24 protein-coding genes are annotated in these 22,806 nt (G+C 39.7%); 7 read left to right on the plus strand and 17 right to left on the minus strand.

Features of this window, described 5'->3' with window-relative positions:
* Window positions 1–83 precede the first annotated feature (83 nt).
* The 11 genes from ACR65F_RS17250 to ACR65F_RS17300 form a co-directional block, all read right to left on the minus strand.
* Entirely contained in the window at window positions 84–1,133 is a 1,050-nt protein-coding gene (locus ACR65F_RS17250; protein ID WP_440505189.1) for an alpha/beta fold hydrolase, read from the minus strand.
* A gap of 112 nt (window positions 1,134–1,245) precedes the next feature.
* On the minus strand, window positions 1,246–1,758 hold the full coding sequence (locus ACR65F_RS17255; protein WP_440505190.1) for a D-glycero-alpha-D-manno-heptose-1,7-bisphosphate 7-phosphatase: 513 nt from the start codon (window positions 1,756–1,758) through the stop codon (window positions 1,246–1,248).
* A 489-nt stretch (window positions 1,759–2,247) separates the two neighbouring features.
* Entirely contained in the window at window positions 2,248–2,667 is a 420-nt protein-coding gene (locus tag ACR65F_RS17260; RefSeq protein ID WP_440505191.1) for an RND transporter, read from the minus strand.
* 760 nt (window positions 2,668–3,427) lie between these two features.
* Entirely contained in the window at window positions 3,428–3,688 is a 261-nt protein-coding gene (locus tag ACR65F_RS17265; protein ID WP_440505192.1) for a hypothetical protein, read from the minus strand.
* 363 nt (window positions 3,689–4,051) lie between these two features.
* Entirely contained in the window at window positions 4,052–4,453 is a 402-nt protein-coding gene (locus ACR65F_RS17270; RefSeq protein WP_440505193.1) for a DUF4362 domain-containing protein, read from the minus strand.
* 346 nt (window positions 4,454–4,799) lie between these two features.
* Window positions 4,800–5,057 carry a hypothetical protein gene (locus ACR65F_RS17275; protein ID WP_440505194.1) on the minus strand — a complete coding sequence of 86 codons (258 nt, stop codon included), beginning with the start codon at window positions 5,055–5,057 and terminating at the stop codon, window positions 4,800–4,802.
* An 84-nt stretch (window positions 5,058–5,141) separates the two neighbouring features.
* Window positions 5,142–5,387 carry a hypothetical protein gene (locus ACR65F_RS17280; RefSeq protein ID WP_440505195.1) on the minus strand — a complete coding sequence of 82 codons (246 nt, stop codon included), beginning with the start codon at window positions 5,385–5,387 and terminating at the stop codon, window positions 5,142–5,144.
* 75 nt (window positions 5,388–5,462) lie between these two features.
* Window positions 5,463–5,849: a DUF5412 domain-containing protein gene (locus ACR65F_RS17285; protein WP_440505208.1), complete on the minus strand. Its 387-nt coding sequence runs from the start codon at window positions 5,847–5,849 to the stop codon at window positions 5,463–5,465.
* Between the two features lie 75 nt (window positions 5,850–5,924).
* Window positions 5,925–6,341 (minus strand): YhfM domain-containing protein, encoded by a 417-nt coding sequence (locus tag ACR65F_RS17290; RefSeq protein WP_440505196.1) that lies wholly within the window; start codon window positions 6,339–6,341, stop codon window positions 5,925–5,927.
* Between the two features lie 250 nt (window positions 6,342–6,591).
* A complete protein-coding gene (locus ACR65F_RS17295) occupies window positions 6,592–7,308 on the minus strand; it encodes an SDR family NAD(P)-dependent oxidoreductase (RefSeq protein WP_440505197.1) in 717 nt (238 codons plus the stop codon).
* 87 nt (window positions 7,309–7,395) lie between these two features.
* Window positions 7,396–7,968 carry a 3D domain-containing protein gene (locus tag ACR65F_RS17300; protein ID WP_039044482.1) on the minus strand — a complete coding sequence of 191 codons (573 nt, stop codon included), beginning with the start codon at window positions 7,966–7,968 and terminating at the stop codon, window positions 7,396–7,398.
* Window positions 7,969–8,166: 198 nt separating this feature from the next.
* On the opposite strand from ACR65F_RS17300, the gene ACR65F_RS17305 reads away from it, so the two are divergent.
* Window positions 8,167–8,826 carry a GntR family transcriptional regulator gene (locus ACR65F_RS17305; RefSeq protein ID WP_440505199.1) on the plus strand — a complete coding sequence of 220 codons (660 nt, stop codon included), beginning with the start codon at window positions 8,167–8,169 and terminating at the stop codon, window positions 8,824–8,826.
* Between the two features lie 79 nt (window positions 8,827–8,905).
* Here the strand turns inward: ACR65F_RS17305 and brnQ are convergent, their stop codons facing one another.
* The 3 genes from brnQ to ACR65F_RS17320 all read right to left on the minus strand — a co-directional run bounded on the left by brnQ (window position 8,906) and on the right by ACR65F_RS17320 (window position 14,635).
* Window positions 8,906–10,279 (minus strand): branched-chain amino acid transport system II carrier protein, encoded by a 1,374-nt coding sequence (brnQ, locus tag ACR65F_RS17310; protein ID WP_440505200.1) that lies wholly within the window; start codon window positions 10,277–10,279, stop codon window positions 8,906–8,908.
* Between the two features lie 121 nt (window positions 10,280–10,400).
* A complete protein-coding gene (locus ACR65F_RS17315) occupies window positions 10,401–13,478 on the minus strand; it encodes an AAA family ATPase (RefSeq protein ID WP_440505201.1) in 3,078 nt (1,025 codons plus the stop codon).
* A complete protein-coding gene (locus tag ACR65F_RS17320) occupies window positions 13,475–14,635 on the minus strand; it encodes an exonuclease SbcCD subunit D (protein WP_440505202.1) in 1,161 nt (386 codons plus the stop codon). The genes ACR65F_RS17315 and ACR65F_RS17320 overlap by 4 nt, the downstream gene beginning before the upstream one ends.
* A gap of 423 nt (window positions 14,636–15,058) precedes the next feature.
* Here ACR65F_RS17320 and ACR65F_RS17325 point away from each other — a divergent pair, with 423 nt between their 5' ends.
* The 4 genes from ACR65F_RS17325 to ACR65F_RS17340 all read left to right on the plus strand — a co-directional run bounded on the left by ACR65F_RS17325 (window position 15,059) and on the right by ACR65F_RS17340 (window position 18,432).
* On the plus strand, window positions 15,059–15,802 hold the full coding sequence (locus tag ACR65F_RS17325) for a metal ABC transporter ATP-binding protein (protein WP_039044487.1): 744 nt from the start codon (window positions 15,059–15,061) through the stop codon (window positions 15,800–15,802).
* On the plus strand, window positions 15,802–16,659 hold the full coding sequence (locus tag ACR65F_RS17330; RefSeq protein WP_039044488.1) for a metal ABC transporter permease: 858 nt from the start codon (window positions 15,802–15,804) through the stop codon (window positions 16,657–16,659). Before ACR65F_RS17325 ends, ACR65F_RS17330 begins: the two co-directional genes overlap by 1 nt.
* A gap of 80 nt (window positions 16,660–16,739) precedes the next feature.
* The gene (locus ACR65F_RS17335) at window positions 16,740–17,690 is read left to right on the plus strand and encodes a metal ABC transporter solute-binding protein, Zn/Mn family (RefSeq protein WP_125102773.1); all 951 of its coding nucleotides are present in this window, start codon (window positions 16,740–16,742) and stop codon (window positions 17,688–17,690) included.
* Window positions 17,691–17,817: 127 nt separating this feature from the next.
* Window positions 17,818–18,432 (plus strand): DUF3298 and DUF4163 domain-containing protein, encoded by a 615-nt coding sequence (locus ACR65F_RS17340; RefSeq protein ID WP_039044490.1) that lies wholly within the window; start codon window positions 17,818–17,820, stop codon window positions 18,430–18,432.
* 6 nt (window positions 18,433–18,438) lie between these two features.
* On the opposite strand, the gene ACR65F_RS17345 is transcribed toward ACR65F_RS17340, so the two are convergent.
* Window positions 18,439–18,984: a hypothetical protein gene (locus tag ACR65F_RS17345; RefSeq protein ID WP_440505204.1), complete on the minus strand. Its 546-nt coding sequence runs from the start codon at window positions 18,982–18,984 to the stop codon at window positions 18,439–18,441.
* A gap of 129 nt (window positions 18,985–19,113) precedes the next feature.
* Between ACR65F_RS17345 and ACR65F_RS17350 the strand changes: the two genes are divergently transcribed.
* Window positions 19,114–19,830: a metallophosphoesterase gene (locus ACR65F_RS17350; RefSeq protein WP_440505205.1), complete on the plus strand. Its 717-nt coding sequence runs from the start codon at window positions 19,114–19,116 to the stop codon at window positions 19,828–19,830.
* 65 nt (window positions 19,831–19,895) lie between these two features.
* Here the strand turns inward: ACR65F_RS17350 and ACR65F_RS17355 are convergent, their stop codons facing one another.
* Entirely contained in the window at window positions 19,896–21,476 is a 1,581-nt protein-coding gene (locus ACR65F_RS17355) for a BCCT family transporter (RefSeq protein ID WP_440505206.1), read from the minus strand.
* A 152-nt stretch (window positions 21,477–21,628) separates the two neighbouring features.
* Here ACR65F_RS17355 and ACR65F_RS17360 point away from each other — a divergent pair, with 152 nt between their 5' ends.
* A complete protein-coding gene (locus ACR65F_RS17360) occupies window positions 21,629–22,003 on the plus strand; it encodes a hypothetical protein (protein ID WP_125102775.1) in 375 nt (124 codons plus the stop codon).
* Here ACR65F_RS17360 and ACR65F_RS17365 read toward each other — a convergent pair.
* Window positions 21,998–22,615 carry a YitT family protein gene (locus ACR65F_RS17365; protein WP_039044495.1) on the minus strand — a complete coding sequence of 206 codons (618 nt, stop codon included), beginning with the start codon at window positions 22,613–22,615 and terminating at the stop codon, window positions 21,998–22,000. The two genes, ACR65F_RS17360 and ACR65F_RS17365, sit on opposite strands and share 6 nt — an antisense overlap.
* Window positions 22,616–22,806 lie beyond the last annotated feature (191 nt).

The following is a 22,806-nucleotide window of genomic DNA, read 5'->3' on the forward strand; positions in this document are numbered from 1 at the left end:
CGCTGGATTATCTAACGCCTATTGAGTACCGATTAGGGACCTTATAAAAATTGTCCGATTTAATGTTGACAAGCCAGTGTATCTTATTTATTTTCATTAATAAATGTATCTGACATCCATTCATTAAACTTTTCCTTTTCTTCAAATTGTGGATAATGAGCTGACTTCTCAAAAGTAATAAAATTCTTATGTTCGTCCAAAATCGTATCGAAATATTTTTTTGCTGCATAAGAAGAAGTCATATAATCATATTTCCCCATGATAAAATATAAAGGTATGTCAAGTTTTGATACGATATTTGGTAATGGATTTTCCAGCATATGATTTACTAATTTCCCTTGTGAGTAGCCCATCGCATAGTTATAACGAATGACATCTAACAAATTATACTCGTTGCTAAATAGTGCCCCCAAAATATCACCATCTGGGTTATCAATGCTTCTAGTAGAGCCGCCGTACTTCATCACATATTCTCTAGGGGTGACTATATCGCCACTTTCAATCTGTTCAGTTAATCCTTGTAGATATTCAGCATCATCAGTATTGCCTGATCTTTCAGCTTGGGTGATACAGTAATTTAAACTTTCTTTCTCACTTTCCACTGTATCGCTCATCTGCCCAATTCCTACATACGCTTCATATTTCTCTGGGGATTTATTGGCCGCCTGCATACCAATGTATGTACCGGAGGAATGAGCCATCAGGATAACCTTATCTTTACCTAGGTGCTCCGATATGTAGTCCGTCAACGCTAAAAGGTCATCCACCAATAAATCCGTTGATAGATTGGAGTAGTCTTCAAAAAAGTGATACGACTTCCCACTTGCTCTTTGATCGTAATTAACAACCGTAAAATTTGATTCCAATAAGTCTTGGTATTTAACAGCGTACGGTATTTCCGGGGAACCTGGTCCTCCATGTACAACAATTATGATTGGGTTATTCTTATTAGCCCCACGTATCATAATTTCATGATTAGATCCATTTATCTCTACTTGTTCTAATGTACTTATACTAGTATCACCTTTTATATTCGATGTCCAAGTGGGAAAGAAGAGTCCTATTGCGAGTAATACCACAAAAACAATTGCAATGTAAAAAATGTATTTCATTGGTTTCTTTTTGCGCTTCATATTATTATTTATTCCTTCCCTATTCAATTGGCCTTTTTACTGAAAAGGGAGCAATCCTTGTTCGAGAATTGCCCCCATACAGTTGCATTGATTTAAAAATCTCAACTGAACTCTAAAGATTGTTAATTAAGTCTTTTATCTTTTCTATTTGTATAATTTTTTTGTCGTCATATTCAGAACCAATCCCGATACCAAAACCTTTTATTTTCATGTTCATTGCTAACTCTACATCAACAGCTGAGTCTCCAACCATGAAAGACTTAGACAAATCAATGTCGGGATACTCTTTTAATGCTTGCCGTATCATACCTATTCTCGGTTTAATACAATAACAACCATTCGTTTTCGCATGAGGACAATAATAAATATCATGAATGTCAATATCATTACTCTTTAGTTCCATAAGCATTTGTTTGGTTATATCTTGGTATTGTTCTTCTTTAATATAGCCCGCGTTTATTATGTATTGATTGGTTACTATGATAATTTTATACCCTTTATTTAGGACCTCTTTTACTGTTCGAATGGCGCCATCAAGAAATATCGGTCGTTTAATATTTGTCCATTTATGGTCAGGATAATCATCAATTATAGTTCCATCTCTATCAAAGAATGCAACCTTCAACAAATCCCCCTCCTCATAGTGTTCAAAGTTATTTAGGCGCAAAATACTATAGTTTTGCTATACCGTTAAATGGACCGTTTGAAGAACGGATCTTATTAGTGAATAGCCCCCGATACGGGGACAAGGATGGATCAAACTCTCTTGTGATCCGCTAAAAAAAGACCTAATTTAAGTAAAGAATACAAACCGAAGATGATCATTAGAGTTCTTGATATTACATATCCATCAATGGCTACATCATAGCCCGCGGGGATTAGTATATCTGGTTTAACAATTATAAAAACTGTAATTAGCAGTGAGATTGAAATCAGGATATATGCAAAGCTAGATTTATAACTCATGATCGTACCCCCTCTATTTCGCATGTAAATGGCCTGTTTCAGGCACAGTCAATCTATCTCAACTGCCCCCGTTTGCAGAAGTTAATTAGCACATGTTTTGTCACCAGTAGCAGATAAGGGTGTTATTAAATCATTAAAATGACTAAGTTTAATTTGTAGTTCTGAAACGTTGAATAAGAAAAGAAATTAAATAAGAAATTATTAAAATCATCCCTATTAAGAAAGCGATAAGGAATCCAAATGTGCCTTGAAAACCGACCCATCCAGTCGTGAATGTAAGAAAAAATAATTCATAACAAAAACCAATCAGAATAATAGCAATAGGAATGTTAAACGGGAATAAATGCTTCCAACTTATTGCTAAAGGAACAGAAATGACAAATATGACGATCAAGATAATAATCTGGAGTGCTCCCCAACGGAATTCTGCACGAGATTGTGCAGCTTCACCAAAGGCAGGGGTATTATATAGGTCATATAGTGTGAGAATTGCAGTAATAACCGCCGTCAATACAACTAATATGAAAATACTCCTGTTTATAGTTTTCAAGTTAGTTGTATTCTTCATTTAATCCCCCCTAACTTCCTCCCGCACTGTCTTAATCGAGTAAGTTACTAAAGTTTCGGAACGCCAAATGGCCAGTTTGCGATATAGACGAAATCACTTATAACACAATCGCCCCCGATAGCAGTATAAAAGCATTAGTAACTTATTTAAAATCAATTATTACTTTTGTCAGTAATAATTAGCTTCATCACCAGTAAGAATCCAGTAAAAAGATATAGCAGAACAGCTATTATGATTGTATATACATTGCTAGGTAGAAATTTCAGCATAAATAGAAACGTGAACATCCCTGCTATAAAAAGTCTATCAGACATTGTTTCCTTGTATATTTGCTTCCGTTTAGCAATCAATATAATCAAGGATATAGGCACAAAAAGAAAGGATATGATAAAGAACGGTGTATCTCGTAGATACCACGGTAAGTCCTTTTCATCATATACGTGCATAGTTATCACTCTCCTTCTCTAATTGGCCCTATTGCGACATAGTGGTGTCACAGAACCCCCCCCCGATTGCAGTGGTATCGGTGACTAAAGGACTTGATAGTTTCAGTGGAATTCGTTAATCGTGTCTTCAGCGGATTAGTCTTGAGATAAATGCAACCAACTTTCAGTATTGATATCTCGGATTCTGTATGAAGATCCCACGACCTCCAACATCCTTTGATAAGTTTCAGTTTTGCAAATATCGTCTGCATACTCGTATAATTTTTCATCTACATATTCTTGTGTAATGTAATTAGTAAAAGAACTATTGTTAACTAATTCCCGAAAAACTCTCTTAACATAACGGAATCATTTCTTTTTAAAGGTTCATCACTTAAAAAGTAAATTTTAAACACATTAACTATTTCATTCAAGTCTTCTTCGTCTAAGAAACAAAGAGGATCTAGCTTTTTGACTTCCTCTGTATGAGGTTTCCGAGTATCTTCGATGATGACATAAGCTAATACTACATTATCTTTTAAAAAGCGAAAAATTTCCAAATCCCTTAACCTTAATTTTCTATCAACTGAAATCATTTTCCACCTATCCTAGTATAAGTTTAGACCCTATATGGTTAATAAATAGCCATTTCATATTCAGCAAAATGGCCCGATTCTTGAATACCTTCTTTATAATAACTACGCTCCGTTGCTTGGAGTATAGGCGCCGACTCCGGGAGGATCAGCGTGAGTCTTGAGACCCTGGACGTAGCGAAGCGAAGGAAGCGGCTCAAGCCACGCCCTCCGGAAAGCGTGCGCCGGAACGGAAAGCATCGGTTATCATGCAGCATAGTGGCCCGTTTCTGACATAACACTATGCCATTCCCCCCCGAAAGAGTAAGTAATGTTCATTCAACACTCTCTTTAAGGTATTGAAGTACATTTAAATAAGTTTCATCATTAATCATTAATAATATGAGTAACATTTATTCCTTCTTCAATGCATTTACATCCCTCTAATTGATAGATCGTTTGATTATTTTCGTCTATTTTCTTTATGCTTTCACATACATCTTCTTTTACTAATTGATTCCCAAATTCATCAGCTCTTGTATCGATTGTCGAGGTTAACTTATCATTGGAATAGTTTAAATCATGAATAATTGGATCGCCTTCATCAGTGTAATTTACTACTCGTACTTCACTGGCCTTATTAATAGAAACATCTTCTGTAAATTTTTCAAGTAATCTAAGATTTTCTATGTTTCCGTGGATATTGACTACATCACGCTTAGAAGGAGAATATTCGCCACACCCTGAAAGAAAAAATAATAATATAAAGAAAATAAATAATTCTCTCATTTAATCACTCCCTAACAGTAAAATAACCTGAAGTGTTTGGTGGTTTTAAATTTATTTTCATAGTTACCATCCTAATTTATTTAAATGGACCTATTGAAAATTAAACTATTTTATAAAATATACTCTGTTGCTTGTAGTGGAAGACGGCCGACTCCGAAGGGATCAGCATGCGTCTTGAGACCCCACAGGGCGCGTGCTTTTCGCGACCGAGGAGGCTCCCTCGGAAAGCGTGCCGTCTGAAGTGGAAAGCAACAGTCTTCATCGTCAGTTATCTGGCATCTTTGGTGGAAGTTGTTGTATGCATCAACATTACCTATTTCTAATATCTAAATAGCAATCGAATTATTTAAATTTTATATGAGGAAACTAATGCATTATCAATGAAAATTTTACATTGAATACTAAAAAATCCTCCGAGAGTCACTTTTATGCTCTTGAATTCATTGTTATTAGTTCTTACTTTCCCATTTAGAGTCCCTCTAAGAGCCAAGCCTATATTTTCATCCTGCAATTCTCCATCTACATACAACTTTTCACCAGCAAACCATCTATTTTCCACTTGTATATGGTGACCATCATATATTGCTTCAAATACTTTCTTCATTTCGCTCCTCCTTATTTAATCAGCTCAGAACATTTCTTTTGATGGAGTATGTAACCATTATTCAAAGAAAATCAATGACTGTATTTATGCGCATCTTCCAACAGCTGTATCCGCATCTTTATGTTTAATTAAAATATTATTCTTCTCATCTATCTTGTATTCAACTTCTTCTTTTTTGAGACAACTAAACAAAGAAGCTCTGCTTTCCTCTGTTGAGTTATGATGACTACTATAAATGTAATACTTATCGCCTTTGATATTTTGATTGTAATTAATTAATAAAGTCATGAAAAATAATAGGATAAAGACAATACCTGCTATTTTTTTCATATTGATAATCTCCTTATCCTGCATTTTCTATGAACTATCTTAGTTGCAATAAGGAATCCCATCTGAAAACGATCATCATTGACGTCTATAATCATACTTGTCTTTGCGTACATCCAACTCATGTCCATTAATAACTACCGTATGATTATCCCTCCAAGCGATTTCCGCTCTCTCTTCACGATAGTCCCAGTAGATATTTTTCGTCTTGTTCTTTTTTTCATTGAATACCAATTCCCCTCGAACTGAATACGACGAAGTGGCTCCCCCATTGGTCACATATGCTTTTAGCGTATACTCCCCATTAGGTGATATCTCTTCAGTAAGAAACTCTCCTTCAGGCAAACGATTCATATCAAAGAAAGCCCAATAGACTCCGTAACCTACTAACGCAACGAATAACAAACTAATTACTGCCAAGAATTTAACAATAATCTTAAAAACTCTCTTCCGCTCTGAACTCACATTTACCTTTTGATAGCCCAAAATTATTAGACCTCCACGATTTCAAAACATCAGCTACGTTAGTTAACTTTTCCCTCATTTTAAATTTAACTCTTCCCCTATCAAAATCCGATATAACGAAGCCGAATCTTGTTTTGACAATTGGACATATTCATACGTATCGGTGACAATCTCCAAGAATTCTCTCTCCGAGTTTATCCAAAGTGAATAGGAAGCTATTTTGTCATCCGCATCATCTTTAAAAGGAAATTGAAATTGGTAATCAGCTGCGTGTGGTCGTTCCTCTTCTAACTTATGCCACTCCGCATTTTTCACTATGCGGATTGCATCTTTGACGTCTTTCCTTTTTGTAACTTCTCTGAAAGGCTCAAAATTCGGTTCTTCACCTGCTTGTTTTTGAATCGTTATTTTTTGACCTTTTATTGCCACCAAACATCCAGAAGTACTTACAACTATCAATATTAGAAAACTAATAAAAATTGCTTTCTTCATCGAATTTCTCCTTAGCAAAAAAGAGTCTGTTGTCATTTTTTCTTTCGATAAAAAAGTGCGTCTTGCAATTCATAAATATTAGGTCACTATATGATTTTTCATATCGACTACAGAAATTTCAGAAACTCTCACTTTTACCCAACTATACCATATCGCCAACTAATCCCAAATCATATTTTGGTTTATATCCAACAAAAAAAGCATTGCTTTTCGCAATGCTCTTTCCATGTCACTCATGATGGGACGTTCCTCAACCAAGTCGTGCCAGCACGTCAGTTGTAGTCAAATCCTCTTTCTCCATCCACTCAATTAGCAACTCTGCAGTCGCTTCTGCGCTTCTTAACTTGCCTTCTTCTTTATAATTGATAAATTGCTCAAGCATTGGAAATCCACCCACATCACTTGAACGTATTGTCTCTTGCATACCAGTATCGATAATTCCAGGTGCTATAGAGACAATCCCTACCGGATATTCAACACGCTGTTGCTCTAACCGGACAACTTCTGAAAACCGATCTAGTCCCGCTTTCGTCGTGCAGTATATTCCCCATCCTTCATACGCATTACGGCCAGCGCCTGAAGAGATATTAATGATTTGTTTTTTTGCCTTAGACTTACTCAACACACCAATGAATTCATTGGACAATTCAATTGGAGCTGTCAAATTCAATTCAATAGCTTGCTGAAGAGCATCTGTTGACAGCCCTCCAACCTTCCCTACTGGTTCTACTGTGCCTGCGTTATTAATGAGTGTAAATGATTCAGCTGTTGCAAGATAAGGAGTCAACAACCGCTCCATCAGTCCTTGCCTAGCCCCTCGACTCGTTAAATCGACTTCTACAAAGTTTTCATAGCCCTTTGAATTGCTACGTGCAATTCCAAATACTAGTGAATCCGTTTCTCGAATTTGTTCATATAATTCTTCCCCAATTCCTTTTGAAGCCCCAGTTACGATATAAACATCCACAAATATCACTCCTTTATGATTAGTAGTGTACCATTTAGGGAATAAAAAAGACCAACCGATAAATCGGTTGGTCAAATTCTCATAAGATTAGTTTAAAACTTTCACCCGTACGGATTTACGTCCCCACTGGATCGCTTTACTATGTGATGCCATGAATACGTCGATACGATTTCCTTTGATAGCACCGCCAATGTCTCCAGCAACTGCATATCCGTAACCTTCGACGTGTACTTTAGAACCTAGTGGAATCACTAGAGGATCTACTGCGATTACTTTCAATGAAGGATTCTTTTTCAAGTTGAGTCCTGTTTTTGTAATTCCAGAACAACCTTTACAAGAAGCCGTGTATGCTGATGAGTTCGCCATGAACTCCTTTTTCACAGTGTCATTGTCTGAACGTGATGGCTTTTTAGCCGGTTTCTTTGCAGCTGTTGTTGAACCACCGCTTACTAATTTCAATGTTTGGTTCGGGTAAATCACTGAAGATTTGATACCGTTCCATTTCATTAAGTTGTTAACAGAAACATTGTGCATCCGTGAAATCTTATATAGTGTGTCGCCTTTTTTCACTTTGTACGTAGACGCTGCTGCTGAACTTTCATGTGTTCCACTGACCATTAGTGCCGTAGCTAAGATAAACGTGAAAATTAGTTTCTTCAAAAGCTCCGCTCCCTTGTTTTTAAGTCTGTGTATAGGTTAACAGCCCAATATTACAGAAAGATTACAGCTAACCACCATTCCCATGACAATTAAAAGTTGATTATTACAGTTGTCGCAAAGATTCATCTTAAGTTGTTCACTCTAGCAGGAAAGTAATGTATAGTAGACTTAGAAAGTCAAATCAGGACGGTGAACGGAATGCCAATACCTCAAAACCATACAAAACCAGCTCGTCAAACTGCAAAAGAAAGCGCATTCAACCAGCTCCAGCAATGGATTATTGATGGGACGTTGAAGCCTGGAGAGAAATTAATAGATAGCGAACTAGCTCAAGCTCTTGGCGTGAGCCGAACCCCCATACGCGAATCCCTTCAACTTTTGGAGGTTCAAGGGTTCGTTAAAATGTATCCCGGAAAAGCCACTCAAGTCACAGAAGTCGAACGGGATTCCATCAATGATTTGTTGCCACCACTAGCTGCAATGCAGGCGCTTGCGGCAGAGTTAGCTGCACCTACCATTTCAAAAGAGACGATAGATGTGTTGAGTAGCCTTAACAAAGAATTTGCTGAAGCTGTACGAAACGAAGACTATTTTTCAGCATTAAAAATTGATGAATCTTTTCATCAGGTCATCGTTGACGCTGCAGCAAACACGTATATCACATCGATTACGTCTTCACTTCAAGTGCACGTTAGACGACTTTTCTTTCATAACTCCATCATTTTGACAGAGCAGTCCATTGATGAGCATGAAGAAATCATCGATATGTTAAAACACAATCGTGCTGACCAAGCATCAGCTATTATGCGAGGGAATTGGCTACGTGCCATTAACGAATTCCAATCGCTGAACAACTAAAAACCGGTCTCCCTACTATTTAGGGGGACCGGTTTTTCAAGTTCTACTATTAGTTTTTTGTAGCATCATCTTGTAGAAATTATTCTTCTGTGCTCAGCGACTGTTTAGAATTCATGCCTGTCACTCGAGCAATTACACCAAACACAACTATGACAATCAATGTAGGAATTAACCAACCTAGACCATTCTCATACAACGGAAGCACTTTTCCGTAGAACGCTGTAATAGGTTCGATCATTTTCCCTAACTGTCCACCTGGCAGTGTATCTGCCAGTGCAGCCAGCCCATCAACTACACTGATAAGCATCGCTACGATTGTTACTGCAACGTAAACAATACGTGCGTGACCAAAGAGTGGCGAAACAAATGTGAGAAGCATGAGCGTGATCGCAAGCGGATATAAAAATAGTAACACTGGAACTGAATACGTAATGATGTTATTCAACCCGATATTCGAGACGATGAAACAGAATACCGTAAATGTGATAACGATCACTTTGTATGACAATGCAGGAATGAGAGTGTGGAAGTATTCTCCACATGCTGTCATTAAGCCAATACTTGTAGTTAGACACGCTAGTAAAATGACAACTCCAAGTAACACAAGACCAGCTTGTCCGAAATAATGAGTGGCAACAGATGTTAAGACTGCTCCTCCCGAATCCATCACACCAAGTGAACTAACACTACTTGCACCAAGATACGCGATTCCTACATACAAGATTCCTAAGAATCCTGCAGCAACAATTCCCGTCTTAAAAGTAGCCGAGACAATCCCCTTTTTAGATTGCACGCCCATTGAGCGGACAATCGTAATAACGATAATTCCGAAGACCAGAGAGGCCAAAGCATCCATTGTATTGTAGCCTTCCGTAAACCCGTTACCAAATGCACCTGAAAGGTATGTGCTGCTAGGTGCTTGGAATGTGCCCATCGGTGAAAATAATGCGACTACTAACAAAACAAGTAGCAAGATAATAATAGCCGGCGACAAAATCTTTCCGACCCGATCGGCAATCTTTTGTGGATTCAACGACAGCCAAATTGTAATTCCGAAAAACAACGCAGTAAATATTAGTCTCGGAATCAATGGATCAGCCCCATTCAAGAACGGTGCAATCCCGATATCAAACGCAACAGCTCCTGTTCGTGGTGCTGCGAAAAATGGTCCAATTGTTAAATAAAGCGCCGACGTGAACAAAATCGCGTACAGGGGATGAATGCGACTTGCGAGGTCCTGCAAGTTGGCACTACCAGAAAAACCGATTGCTAGAATTCCTAGAAAAGGTAATCCAACCCCTGTAATAAGAAACCCGATGACTGCTGGCCAAAAATTCGTACCTGCTTCCTGACCAAGCTGAGCAGGGAAAATTAGATTTCCTGCGCCAAAGAAAAGTGCGAATAACATCGTTCCAATGACGACTAAAGATGAAAATGGTAACTTCCGATCCATATTGAAATACCTCCTAAGATGACTGAAAACGTATGCGATATATTGCAGAACCTCATCATAAACCGCGACTCCAAAAAAAGCAAGTCGCGATTTGAACAAACGTATAGGTTAACAAGAGTATTTAGTGAATTTCAATACGGGTATAACTGTGTCCTTCTTTTGTTTTTTCCACCCTCAAAACGGCCGGAAACGCTTCTTTCAATTCAGCAACGTGAGAAATAACACCAATCATCCTGCCTGCTTTTTGTAGACTGATAAGTGTATCAATTGCTTTTTGCAGGGATTCTTCATCCAGTGAACCGAAGCCCTCGTCGATGAACATTGTTTCTACTGAAATCGAACCTTGGAAACTTTGAATTACATCAGCCATTCCAAGAGCTAGACTAAGGGATGCATTGAACTTCTCTCCACCAGAAAGAGTTTTCACATCACGATTCTGCCCTGTATACTCATCGTATACATCTATTCCTAAACCACTTTGGCGGCCCCTACTTTCCTGACGATCACTTCGCAATAACTGGAATTGACCGTTAGACAATTCACTTAACCTTCCATTTGCAGCATGTAAAATCCGTTCTAAGTATTCCGTTTGCAAATATCGCTCAAATGATAGTTTACGATCATTATTCCCACGGACTAAGTCATGCAGTTCAGTCAATCGGGCACACGTTTGTTCAAGTCCACTCTGCGCTCCTATTAGATCTTCCAGTTTCAGGTGCAGTTCAGCTGCATTCTTTTCAAGCTCTGAAGCACGATGATACGCAGTTAGCGCTTGTTCGTAGGCATTCTTGTTTTGCTCAGTAAGATTGCGAAGTACTACTAAATCCGCTTTTTGTTTTCCTGCCACTTGCTCCTTCAATTCAGAAATCGCTTGTTTTGTCGTCTCGATTTCAACGTCATATTCGTTGATTTTCCTAGAAAGTGCGGTGCGCTGTTCAGCAAGTAGTTTGCACTGTTGGTAATCCGTCTCATCTTCAAAAGCAGACTCCTTAATAGCTTCATTAAATGAGCTTGTTGCTGTTTGTTGCTTAACTGTTGCCTCTTCAGCGGATTTTATCATGAAGGCTATAGCTGTTTGAGCATTAGAGACTGCTTCCATTGCGAACTGTCGCTGCTCTCTAGCATGTTCCCAAGACCGTTCAAGCGTTGTTTTATTTTTTTCTTCTTTTCTTATCTCCATTTGCAACGCTTGAATTGATCGGACCTGTTCTGGGACTGTCTTCAAGGATTCATCAAGAATCGCTTTTGCTTGTTTAAGTTCTGCATGTGTGACATAGTCACTTTTTTCTTTATCTGCAATTGCTTGTTTGTGTCCAATCAACTGTTCATTTGCCTCTGTGTATTGCCGTTTTATAATCGGTAAACGATCTCGATTAGTCTTCAATTGAAGAAGCCTTTTCTCCAAGTGTTGTACGTGCTCTTGACTGACTAGTAACGAATCAGGATTCGGTGCTCCCTCCAATTGCTGTTCAATTCTTGTAACTTCCGTACGTATACTTTCCAACTGTAAATCAGTAGCTCTATATTGTTCGTATGCATGTGTTGCTGTCTGTTTATCAAACTCTAATTGTTCTTTAGTTATCTGAAACTCTTGAGGTTTCACCTGAACTGCTGGGTGATGTTCACTTCCACAAACTGGACATGGCGTCCCTTCCTCCAATGTCTCCGCAAGAATGGCCGCTTGATTTGCAATCCACTTACTTTCAGTTGCATTTGCCTGGTTACGGGTAGTTTCCATCCGCTCTTTTTTGAGCTTCAACTCAGCAGTCAGTTGCTCAATTGTTTTAGTACTGTCACTATGACGCGTCAGTAAATCAGCCTTATTGCGTGCATCCGCTAGTTCATCCACTACTTGTTCATAGCCTTCAGATTCAAATTCAAGTGTCTCTGTCTTCAGCTTTAAGTTTTGGACATTTTCAATTTTCGCTTCTACTGATGACTTCAACTCCTCAAGTTCCCGCTGTCCATTATCAACGCGCTTCTGAAGGGTGCAAATTTGCTGTTCTTTCTCCTCAATTTGCGTTACGTTCGGTAAGAAGTTCTGCAGTGTTGTGAGTCGTTCCGCGCTTTTTTGTCGTTCAGGTTGCTTTTGCATTTCTTCATTATAAACCGCTTCCACTTTAACCGCACCTTCCCTTGCAGATTCTAGTGTCAACGTCGCTTGCTGTAATTCCTTCTGACGATTTTTCAATTCATCAGTCGCCTCAACCGAGCGCCTTTCACTTGGCTCTAGCTGAACAGCCTCCTCTGCTTTTTGGAGTCGTACTCTATCAGCAGTCAGTTCAGTTTCACGTGAATTCAGCAGTTGCAGTGTGCTCATCTTTCGTTCTAAGTTATCAAATTGAGTGTTGAGTGCAGTTCCATTATAGAATGCTTGCTGGGCTTTCTCATGCGCTTCATATGCCCTTCGATACTGTGTATCGCTTTCCTGAGCAGCAGTTTTGTAATGCACGCGTTCTTGCTCCAACCCATCCATTAAACGTGTCGGATGGATGGAATCTGCCTGAAGTGTTTCAAATAGAGACGAATCCCGCTCTGGAAGACTCACAGGCAACTGACGTATAATTTGTTCCATCGAAAGACGTGCCGTGTTTAGTTCACTCATCGCAAGATCTTTTCTCTTTTTTAAAATCTCAGCCATTTCTCGGTAATGTTCAGTTTTAAAAATTTTACGCAATATCGTTTCTTTGTTTTCCGTATCAGACGTTAAAAACTTCCTGAATTCCCCTTGAGGTAACATCACGATTTGGCTAAATTGTGCTATCGTAAACCCGATAAGTTCTTCAATCTTTTTGTTCACTTCGGAAACAATTTGACGATCTACAGCAGGTATTTCCCCTTCATCTGTTTGCTGAAAAAACTCTGTACGTCCGCTAGTTTCACTCTTATTTCCCTTTTTGGTATAAGGTACTTGTCGAAATACACGGTACGTACGATCTTGAATGACAAATTCCAACTCGACTGCAGTCTGCAAATCGATGTGCGCAAAATCACTTCGCAATGCACGGATATCAGTTCGATCCTCGCCGCTAGCCTGTCCATATAAAGCAAAACAAATCGCATCAAATATCGTCGTTTTCCCAGCACCTGTTGCACCTGATACCGCAAATAATCCGTGCTCTTTAAGAATCGTAAAGTCAATCGTTTCTGTACCACGATAGGGGCCAAACGCCGTCATGGTCAATCGAGTCGGTCTCATAATGATTCTCCCTTCTTAGTTAACAGTTCCTGCAGTACTTCTTCCACGATTGTCTTCGTTTCCTGATCAGGTGCATCTCCAGTAATTTCTTCATAAAATGAATTGAATAACGTACGATCATCCAACCGTTCGATATCCGAAACCCGTGATGTCGCTTGTTCAGGCAGTGAACGATTCACAACACGTTCTACGTGCATAGCATTCGGATACACTGAACGCACTTTTTCCATTGGAAATAATACTGGAGCATCATCCAAAAGTTTTACAAACACATAATCTTCACTAGGTGCCTCTAGCAACAGATCTGACATTGTTGCTTTAACCGTTCTAATATCCCGATTTTGGCTTAAAGCTCTCTTTTTAACCTCAATTTCACCTTTTCCGTCTAGTTTAATGACTAAAAATCCTTTTTGATGATTTTCTTCAGATATTGAATACTTCATCGGCGATCCAGAATAACGGATTTGTTCTGTTCCCGTAAAGTTTGCTTGATGCAGGTGTCCTAGCGCTGTGTAATGAAAGTGTTTAAACAAATCAGCAGCTACATATTCAGCGCCGCCAATCGATAGCGGACGTTCAGAATCACTCGTATTTTCTTCCGGTTCCCCAAGTGGCGTAACGAAAGCGTGAGCAATTGCAACATGACGAATGGAAGAATCGAGCTCTCCATATTGACGAATAACAGACTCCATTGCTCGATGATGACTGTCAACGCCTTCATCTTTTGTTAGGTTACGAATAACTGATGGATCTGCGAATGGAATTAGGTGAAACTGGACTGGGCCAAACTCATCCTCTAATTGAACAGTAGTCCCCCCTCCACTTTCAGAAGGTTTCCCCACTATATGTAGACCGTTCGCTTGCATGAGACGACTTCCAAATTGTAGACGTGCTGGACTATCATGATTCCCCGCAATCGCGAGAACTGGTGTCTTATAGTCCACTGTTAACTTCCATAGCAATTCATCTAACAAACTTACAGCCTCTGCAGGTGGCACGGAGCGGTCATAGAGATCCCCGGCGATAATGACGACGTCAGGTTTCTCCTCTTTAACGGCATCTGTGAACTGATTTAACACAAAACGCTGTTCCTCAATGAGTGATACACCTTGCAACACTTTGCCAAGATGCCAATCAGCTGTATGGAATATTTTCATAGTTAGTTCGCCCCTCTTCAATTCATTCTCCTTCTAGTTTACCGGAGAATGACCGTTCACTCCAACGCAAACAGGACATCTCAAAGGAGATGCCCTGTCGCGGTAGGATTTATCAATCAAACACTCAACAGAGTGCAGGATCACGGTTTTTATTGCAAAAATAACAACCACTCAAAATAATCTGGGTTTTTACACTTTACATGCTAGCACACATAGAATATACTATAAAAAGTTGCACATGGGAAACTTAAAGTTGCACTAAGGAAACATATTGATGTATTCTACTATTAAGAACTCTTTCGAAACACTTTGCATAATGTGAAAAAAATAAGTAAACCCATCTTCACTTTTTACAAGTGAGGCCATACTACGCAAAAAGTTGCACAAAGGAAACTTTACTTTATCAGTTCAGGAGGAATTGGAATGACAGAATCGATTACTGCAAGTAATATTTCCGTTTCATATTCAGGAAAGCAAGTCGTTAGCAATGTGTCATTTACATTTGCACCCGGCAGTTTAATAGGGATTTTAGGTCCGAATGGAGCGGGTAAATCCACTCTTATGAAAGCAATGCTGGGATTAATACGAAAAGACAGCGGAACTACACAAATCGGTTCGCAATCGATTGATAAGGTGCGGAAGCTAATTGCATACGTCCCACAACGTTCAAACATCGATTGGAACTTTCCTATTGTAGTAAAAGACACGGTGCTTCTCGGTACGTATCCAAAGCTCGGATTATTTCACCGACCTAGCAAAGCGGATAAAGCTTGGGCTGAGGAATGTCTGAAACAAGTAGGCATGCAGGATTTTGCTGATCGTCAAATCGGTGAATTGTCAGGAGGTCAACAACAACGGGTCTTTTTAGCGAGAGCCCTTGCTCAAAAAGCGGATTACTTCTTCCTAGATGAACCGTTTGTCGGAATTGATGTATCTAGTGAAGAAGTGATCATCGGCATTTTAAGAAAGCTTAAAGATGCAGGAAAGACAGTTCTAGTCGTACACCATGACTTGTCTAAGGTGAAAAGTTATTTTGATGAATTGATATTGATGAATAACGTACTAATTGACGCAGGTCCAGTTGAGCAAGTATTCCGTGAAAAGAATATGACACGTGCTTATGAACGGCCGATGACGATGTTTGACGATTTGGAGGTTCAAATGTAATGGAATTTTTTCATGATCTGATGAACTATGCATTTTTGCAAAAAGCATTTATCACTTCCGTAATGGTAGGTATCATTTGCGGTGCAATAGGCAGCTTCATTGTTTTACGAGGAATGGCACTGATGGGTGATGCGATTTCTCACGCAGTCCTACCAGGTGTCGCGATTTCCTACATGCTCAGCATCAATTACTTCTATGGTGCCGTGTTAACCGGTGTACTCACAGCATTTAGTATAGGTGCTATCAGTCAGAACAGTCGCATTAAGAGTGACTCTGCAATCGGAATCGTCTTCTCTGCATTCTTCGCACTCGGAATCATTTTAATAACAAAAGCCCGAAGTGCCACCGACTTGACCCAAATCCTATTCGGTAATGTATTGTCCGTCCGAGATTCCGATATGTGGATCACGCTTGTTATCGGAGCTATCGTAATCGCAACGGTTGCACTGTTTTTCAAAGAGCTCCTCATTTCCAGTTTCGATGAAACAATGGCGGCTGCGTATGGCTTGAATACAAGATTCATCCACTATGCGATCATGTTTTTATTGACGCTTGTAACAGTTGCATCCTTGCAAACGGTCGGTGTAATTCTAGTTGTTTCGATGCTTATCACTCCAGCTTCAGCGGCATACTTGTTAACAAACCGACTATCTACTATGGTAGTGCTGGCATCCTTCTTTGGTGCATTATCAGCAGTCATCGGCTTGTATTTCAGTTTCTTGTACAACATGCCATCTGGACCGGTTATCGCTCTTGCAACAACATCTATTTTCGTTTTAGCGTTCCTATTTTCACCGCAGCAAGGATTGATCACTCAGATGTTCAAGTCCCGTGGAAAACAAGACGCTGCAGCATAACGAGAACGCCGAGTACACTTCCCTCATTTCTATAGGGGGATTACTATTTTATTTTTTAACAAAAGGAGAAGATTTTGCTTATGAAGAAGTTTGTAACTTGGATGGGATTGTCTTTGATGGCAGTCTTCGTACTCGCAGCATGCGGAAGCGACAAAAATACTGCATCTGCACCTGACGGAAAAGAAAAACTGAAAGTTGTAACCTCATTTACAATCATTGCAGACATGGCCCGCCAAATCGGCGGTGATTATATCGATGTCCATAACTTGGTACCTTCGGGAACGGATCCCCACGAATATGAGCCTCTCCCGAACGACATTAAAGCAGCTACAGACGCTGACGTTTTGTTCTATAATGGACTGAACTTAGAAGGCGGTGACAAAGGTTGGTTCAAAAAGATGACAGACTCTGTTCACCAGAAAGATGAAAACATCTTCAACCTGACAGAAAAGGTGACACCTAAATACCTAACTGACGAAGACGGCCGTGAAGAAGAAATCAACCCTCACGCATTTATCGACCCCGCTGTAGGTGTCCTTATGGCAGAAAAGATCACTGAAGTACTGATTGAAAAACACCCGACAGACAGCGACAAAATCAAACAGAGTGGTGAAGAGTACGTAAATCGCTTGAAAGAACTCGACAAAGAATATGAAGAGCGAATTAATGACATCCCTGAAGAAAACCGCACGCTTGTAACAAGTGAACGTGCATTCCAGTATATGAACGATCATTACGGCCTAAAAGAAGCTTACATCTGGGAGATTGACACAGAAGAAAACGGTTCACCGAAACAGATTAAAGACTTGGTTCACTTCATCCAAGAACATAAAGTTCCTGTATTATTTGTAGAGTCTAACGTCGATACTCGTCCAATGGAAACTGTTTCGAAGGAAACTGGGGTACCCATGGCAGAGAAGTTCATCTATTCCGATGAAATCGGTGATCCAGGTGAAGAAATCGATACCTACGTGAAATACTTGAACTATAATATCGATCTTATCCACGATGAACTTAGTAAGAAACGATAACCCTATATGAAAAGACGGAGCACGCGCTCAAGAAGCGTACTCCGTCTTTTTTTGTTGGATAACAACAAGCTGTGGAATGAATTGAATTGAATCGCATAAAATGATGCATTGAAGAAAGGATGATGTTTTGAAAAATGTACCTGTACTTATTACAACGCGCCAATTACCGAATCCTTCACCTTCCATCTCCATTGTTTATCCAGAAGTCCATCTCCCCCAACTTCCTGTCGTGCAACATAGTCTCAACACGCAAATCCGGAATGAGTTAAACCAGCTACTCATTGACCAAAATTACTATGATCCGAATCTTGTTGAACTCATCGTGTATTTCGAGATTAAAACAAATGAACGAAACTTGTTGAGCCTCACGCTTATTGCTTATTCCTTTACTGGTGGTGCACATGGAATGACTGTCGTGAAAGCGATGACGTTTGATACTCAAACAGGTAAAAGGTATTCCCTCTATGATCTATTAGGTCCTCAAGATTTTGAAAAGCCTTTGTCTGATCGAATCCGCAAAAAGATTGAGGAGTGGGATATAGATCTACTCGATCCACCTTTCACTGAAATCAGAAGAGACCAAGACTTTTACTTAGCGGATACGTCACTCGTTATCTATTTCCAATTATACGAAATCACACCATACGTATGGGGATTCCCTTACTTCCCAATTGCTTTGAAAGATATTGAGAAGCTCATACCAGCTGCAAGCCCATTGCAACGCTTTATCCCTTTCCTATAATGGAATCTAGTTTCGTTTTTTACTGATTATCCAGTATAGGATGAACAGAAAAACAATCGAACCTAAAATACTAAGTATGATCCATCTAGAATGACTATCAGCGGAAGAGCTTGGTTCGGCTTGGGTAAATTCCTTCTTCCCGGCACCAAGTTCTTTTAAATCTTCCATTGCGTTCGCTTCGGCTGTTGTTCGAGTACATATAGTGCTTGTCAGAAAACCATCATCGTTCCCTTCGCTAAAATCATTTGCGTAAAACAGATAGCTTTCCCCAGTTTCGATTGGCAGTCCACAATCTCCATCGTTAAAACCTGTGTAGATCTTGATTGTTTTAGTTTCTACCCCTTTCCAGGCTTCCCGTACGTCGATTGTCACTTCTCTTTGGATATTCACATCCGCTATATCTGTAACCGTACCTAAAAACACAGCATCTGACTGTTCTTTAGCTTCTGAAACAGAAGGTAGTTCCATACACGAACACGCACGTGCCTTTCTTTCAAGAGGCATTGACCAAACAAGCAAGAATACACTGAGCAAAATACCAATTCTTTTCACACTCTTCGCCTCCCTATTTTAACGAATCAGACGTCAATATAATAGATTAGTTACAAGTTATCTGAAATTGATTTATCGGAAAATGTGGCGTACTGTTAGTGTAGATATGCGTTGGAAAGGGAGAGAGTTATGAAACGGACACTTGTCATTAGTGACATCCATGGTGAACTGGATATGCTCACTGCATTATTAGAAAAGGCAGCCTACAATTCTACAACAGATCGACTATTTTTACTTGGAGATTACATAGATAGAGGACCTGATTCAAAAGCAACACTCGATAAAGTAATGGAGTTAGTCAAGGGAGGCGCGATTGCTCTCAAAGGAAATCATGAGGATATGATGGTCAAATCATTGATTGATGGAAACGAGCGTATTTGGAGAAATTGGACTGGTCGAAATGGTGGAGATGCGACATTACAAAGCTATGGATTCGAACCGGAATCCTTTTTGTTTTCTGACGATCAAGAATTCCAAAAGCCTCATCTTTACTCGAATCATCTCAATCGACATTTAGAATTCATCCGCAATCTTCCTTATTATATCGAAGAAGACGATACGATTTTCATACATGCGGGAGTGAAACCTGGAGTACCTTTGGATGAAACGGATCCCTATGAACTAATCTGGATACGAGATGAATTTCATACTAACTATAAGGGACCGAAGACAGTAATTTTCGGACATACACCGACAAAGGGATTTCGTGACGATGAGAACGATAATAGCATCTACTACGGGTCTAATTCCATTATAGGAATAGATGGTGGTGCTGTATTTGGTGGGCAACTAAACTGTTTAATCCTTCCTGAAAAGAAAGAGGTATTTGTTCTGGCAAAAAAATAAAACAAGCAACCGAGTCAGAAATCTGAATCGGTTGCTTGTTTTTTTATGGATAGAGCATTCTGTCCTCAGCTCTTTTTCTTCTGTTTTTCTTTTCGTCGTTCTTTTTTCTTATTGTACTCAGCTTCTATTCGTTCAAAGCGTCGTACATCTCTCGGTCTTACTGTAATCGGTTCTTTCTTCAACATCTTCACCATGGAAAATACCATGATAATTAAAAACACACCGAATGGCAATGCAGAAACCAAGGAGGCAGACTGTAGTGCTTCTAAACCGCCTGCGTATAAGAGTACAGCCGCAATTGCTGACATGAGCACCCCCCAAGTCATTTTCACGACCATCGGTGGGAATAAGCTACCTTTCGTCGTCATGCTGGCTAAAATGTATGTAGCAGAGTCAGCTGATGTAATGAGGAACGTAAAGATCAACAAGATTGCTAAAAATGTTAGCAGTCCAGTTAATGGCATATGTTGAAACGTTTCAAATAGAGCTGAAGTGACATCCTGGTTGACCACTTCTGCAATGTTTGTCTCGTTTTTCAAATCACTATATAATGCGGTGCCGCCAAGTGTTGCTACCCACATACACGCGAATACGGGAGGGATGACCATAACACCGACTATGAATTCTCGAATCGTTCTCCCTTTCGAAACTCGAGCGACAAAAGCTCCAACAAATGGTGACCAGGCAATCGTCCATGCCCAGTAGAAAATCGTCCATTTTTGAACCCATGTTCCTTCACCATAGGGTTGCAAACGCAAGCTATACTGGATGAAATTCGTAATATAATCCCCGATTGCTAACGTAAAACTGTCCAATATGAACACCTTTGGACCGACCACAAAGAAGAAGACGAGTAACGTAATCGCGAGTCCTAAGTTAAAATTCCCTAAATATCGAATTCCTTTATCTAACCCCGTTGATGCAGAAATCATGTACGCTACGAAAACAACGGCAATGATTGAAAATTGGACGAGGAATGTATTACTGATGTCGAATGCATACTCTAATCCTCCACTCATCTGAAGAACACCAAGGCCAAGTGAAGTGGCAATCCCCATCACTGTTGCAATGACCGCTAACGAGTCAATGCCACCCTTCAAGTACTTGTTTGAACCTACTACAGGTTCTAATGCAGTTGAAATAAGTCCATCTTTCTTCTTTCTGAACTGTAAAAATGCAATAACCAGGCCAACTAAGCCAAAAATAGCCCACTGTGAGATTCCCCAATGGAAAAACGAATACCCCATTGCAACACGTGCGGCCTCTTCCGTACTAGGTTCTACCCCTGAAACAGGTGCATTGATGTAATGGCTCATCGGTTCAGCTACACCATAAAAGACAAGACCGACACCAAAACCGGCTGAAAACAACATACCGATCCATGTAAAGAATGGAAAATCCGGTCGTTCATCATCTCCACCTAAACGTATGGCTCCATATTTACTTATGGCCAGTCCAATCAGAAACACAACTAATACAAATACAACGAGCAAGTAGAACCATCCAAAACTTCTTGTAGTGAATTCATACAGCATATCTGCTACATATGAAAATTTTTCATTCATGACCGCACCAAGTAATACTAAAACGAAAATAACAGATGCGGATATTACAAACACTGGATTCTTCCAAAACTTTTTGTCCAACGGCAACGACTCCCATTTCTCTAGTTATTACTCCAATACCCTCATTTTTGGATGCATAACATGGAAATTAGAGTGTTCCCGTTCTATATGTATTAGTTTTGACTAAATCCTTTTCAATACGGATACAATTTGTATGAAAAGGACGTGATCACATGACAAGCGCTGATGAATATGCGTTATCTATTTACATCCCCATTATTCTACTGTTAACAGTTATTGAAATTGTACTAGGCGCTTATGAGAGCTCTGACGGAATGTGGAACAAAAAGTTAGCTGCAGGAAAATTACTGCTCAACATGGCTTGGACAAGCACATTATTCCCCTTGCTGTTGGACATTCAGCTATTCACTTTTATGATCGAGTCCTTGTATGAAGGTCGAAGGGATGTAGCCTCTCCTTTAAGTGGAGATGGCTTAGTATGGTTCTCCGGTTCCCTCGTATTCCTTTTGTTCCTTGTGAATACCATAGATGTTTATCAAAGTTTCCGTACCGCAGAAAGTTCTTTTCATGATGAAGAAGTTTCATAGTCTATTGATAACTTCTTTTGACTGAACTACTTTTGTATTCCATGAAACAATGACACTAATCGTTAAACCGACACTACAGACTGTAATTAGCGAGAGGACGAGTGAAACCGTAGGGACAGACAGGCTTCCTATCGTTACAATGATGATGTCAAACAGCAGGATAATCAGACCCGAATTCGTTCTTACCCCTTTAGCTATGAGCTGAGCAAGTAAGTCTGTTCCTCCGATACTAATACCACGGCGCAACATAATTCCTGTACCAATTCCAATAAGGATTCCTCCTGTTGCGCTACTGACAACCGGCCCTAATTGAAACGCCACGCCACTCTCTCTAATCGGTGCAAACACGTCTATGATAAGAGCCGAAATCAACATACCGTGGATGCCATTATAGAAAAAGGGTCTGTACACAAAGTAAGTCAGCATAAAAATAGGAATACTTATTAGTAGGAACGTCAGCCCTACTTTCGTCCCCGTGACATAATGGACAATAAGACTGATTCCAAGCGCACCACCCTCCATCAACCCCTGAGGGATTAGAAATAAGTTCAATCCTATACCTATAAAGACACTTCCTACAAGCAATGCAATTATCTTTCTAGCGCTTTCCATCTCCACTCACCACCTCATTGTGTTCTGTTACAACTATATGGCAACAAACGCCCAGACTTTCCTAATCTGGTGAGGTTAATGAAAAAAAACGTCGTCCATATGAAATGGACGACGCAGACTGTAGACAAAAGGGATGGGAATCGAGTTGATTTCCATCCCTTTTGTCTTTTTGCATCGTTGACTCTGAAAAT

Source organism: Sporosarcina sp. SAFN-010, from assembly GCF_059415065.1.

Excerpts from the sequence above, each read along its gene's own strand:
- ACR65F_RS17325 (WP_039044487.1), top strand. The coding sequence starts at position 15,059 with ATGACAGAATCGATTACTGCAAGTAATATTTCCGTTTCATATTCAGGA.
- ACR65F_RS17315 (WP_440505201.1), bottom strand. The coding sequence starts at position 13,478 with ATGAGACCGACTCGATTGACCATGACGGCGTTTGGCCCCTATCGTGGT.
- ACR65F_RS17335 (WP_125102773.1), top strand. The coding sequence starts at position 16,740 with ATGAAGAAGTTTGTAACTTGGATGGGATTGTCTTTGATGGCAGTCTTC.
- ACR65F_RS17320 (WP_440505202.1), bottom strand. The coding sequence starts at position 14,635 with ATGAAAATATTCCATACAGCTGATTGGCATCTTGGCAAAGTGTTGCAA.
- ACR65F_RS17290 (WP_440505196.1), bottom strand. The coding sequence starts at position 6,341 with ATGAAGAAAGCAATTTTTATTAGTTTTCTAATATTGATAGTTGTAAGT.
- ACR65F_RS17305 (WP_440505199.1), top strand. The coding sequence starts at position 8,167 with ATGCCAATACCTCAAAACCATACAAAACCAGCTCGTCAAACTGCAAAA.
- ACR65F_RS17330 (WP_039044488.1), top strand. The coding sequence starts at position 15,802 with ATGGAATTTTTTCATGATCTGATGAACTATGCATTTTTGCAAAAAGCA.
- ACR65F_RS17250 (WP_440505189.1), bottom strand. The coding sequence starts at position 1,133 with ATGAAGCGCAAAAAGAAACCAATGAAATACATTTTTTACATTGCAATT.
- ACR65F_RS17360 (WP_125102775.1), top strand. The coding sequence starts at position 21,629 with ATGACAAGCGCTGATGAATATGCGTTATCTATTTACATCCCCATTATT.
- brnQ (WP_440505200.1), bottom strand. The coding sequence starts at position 10,279 with ATGGATCGGAAGTTACCATTTTCATCTTTAGTCGTCATTGGAACGATG.
- ACR65F_RS17280 (WP_440505195.1), bottom strand. The coding sequence starts at position 5,387 with ATGAAAAAAATAGCAGGTATTGTCTTTATCCTATTATTTTTCATGACT.
- ACR65F_RS17350 (WP_440505205.1), top strand. The coding sequence starts at position 19,114 with ATGAAACGGACACTTGTCATTAGTGACATCCATGGTGAACTGGATATG.
- ACR65F_RS17260 (WP_440505191.1), bottom strand. The coding sequence starts at position 2,667 with ATGAAGAATACAACTAACTTGAAAACTATAAACAGGAGTATTTTCATA.
- ACR65F_RS17270 (WP_440505193.1), bottom strand. The coding sequence starts at position 4,453 with ATGAGAGAATTATTTATTTTCTTTATATTATTATTTTTTCTTTCAGGG.
- ACR65F_RS17365 (WP_039044495.1), bottom strand. The coding sequence starts at position 22,615 with ATGGAAAGCGCTAGAAAGATAATTGCATTGCTTGTAGGAAGTGTCTTT.
- ACR65F_RS17275 (WP_440505194.1), bottom strand. The coding sequence starts at position 5,057 with ATGAAGAAAGTATTTGAAGCAATATATGATGGTCACCATATACAAGTG.
- ACR65F_RS17265 (WP_440505192.1), bottom strand. The coding sequence starts at position 3,688 with ATGATTTCAGTTGATAGAAAATTAAGGTTAAGGGATTTGGAAATTTTT.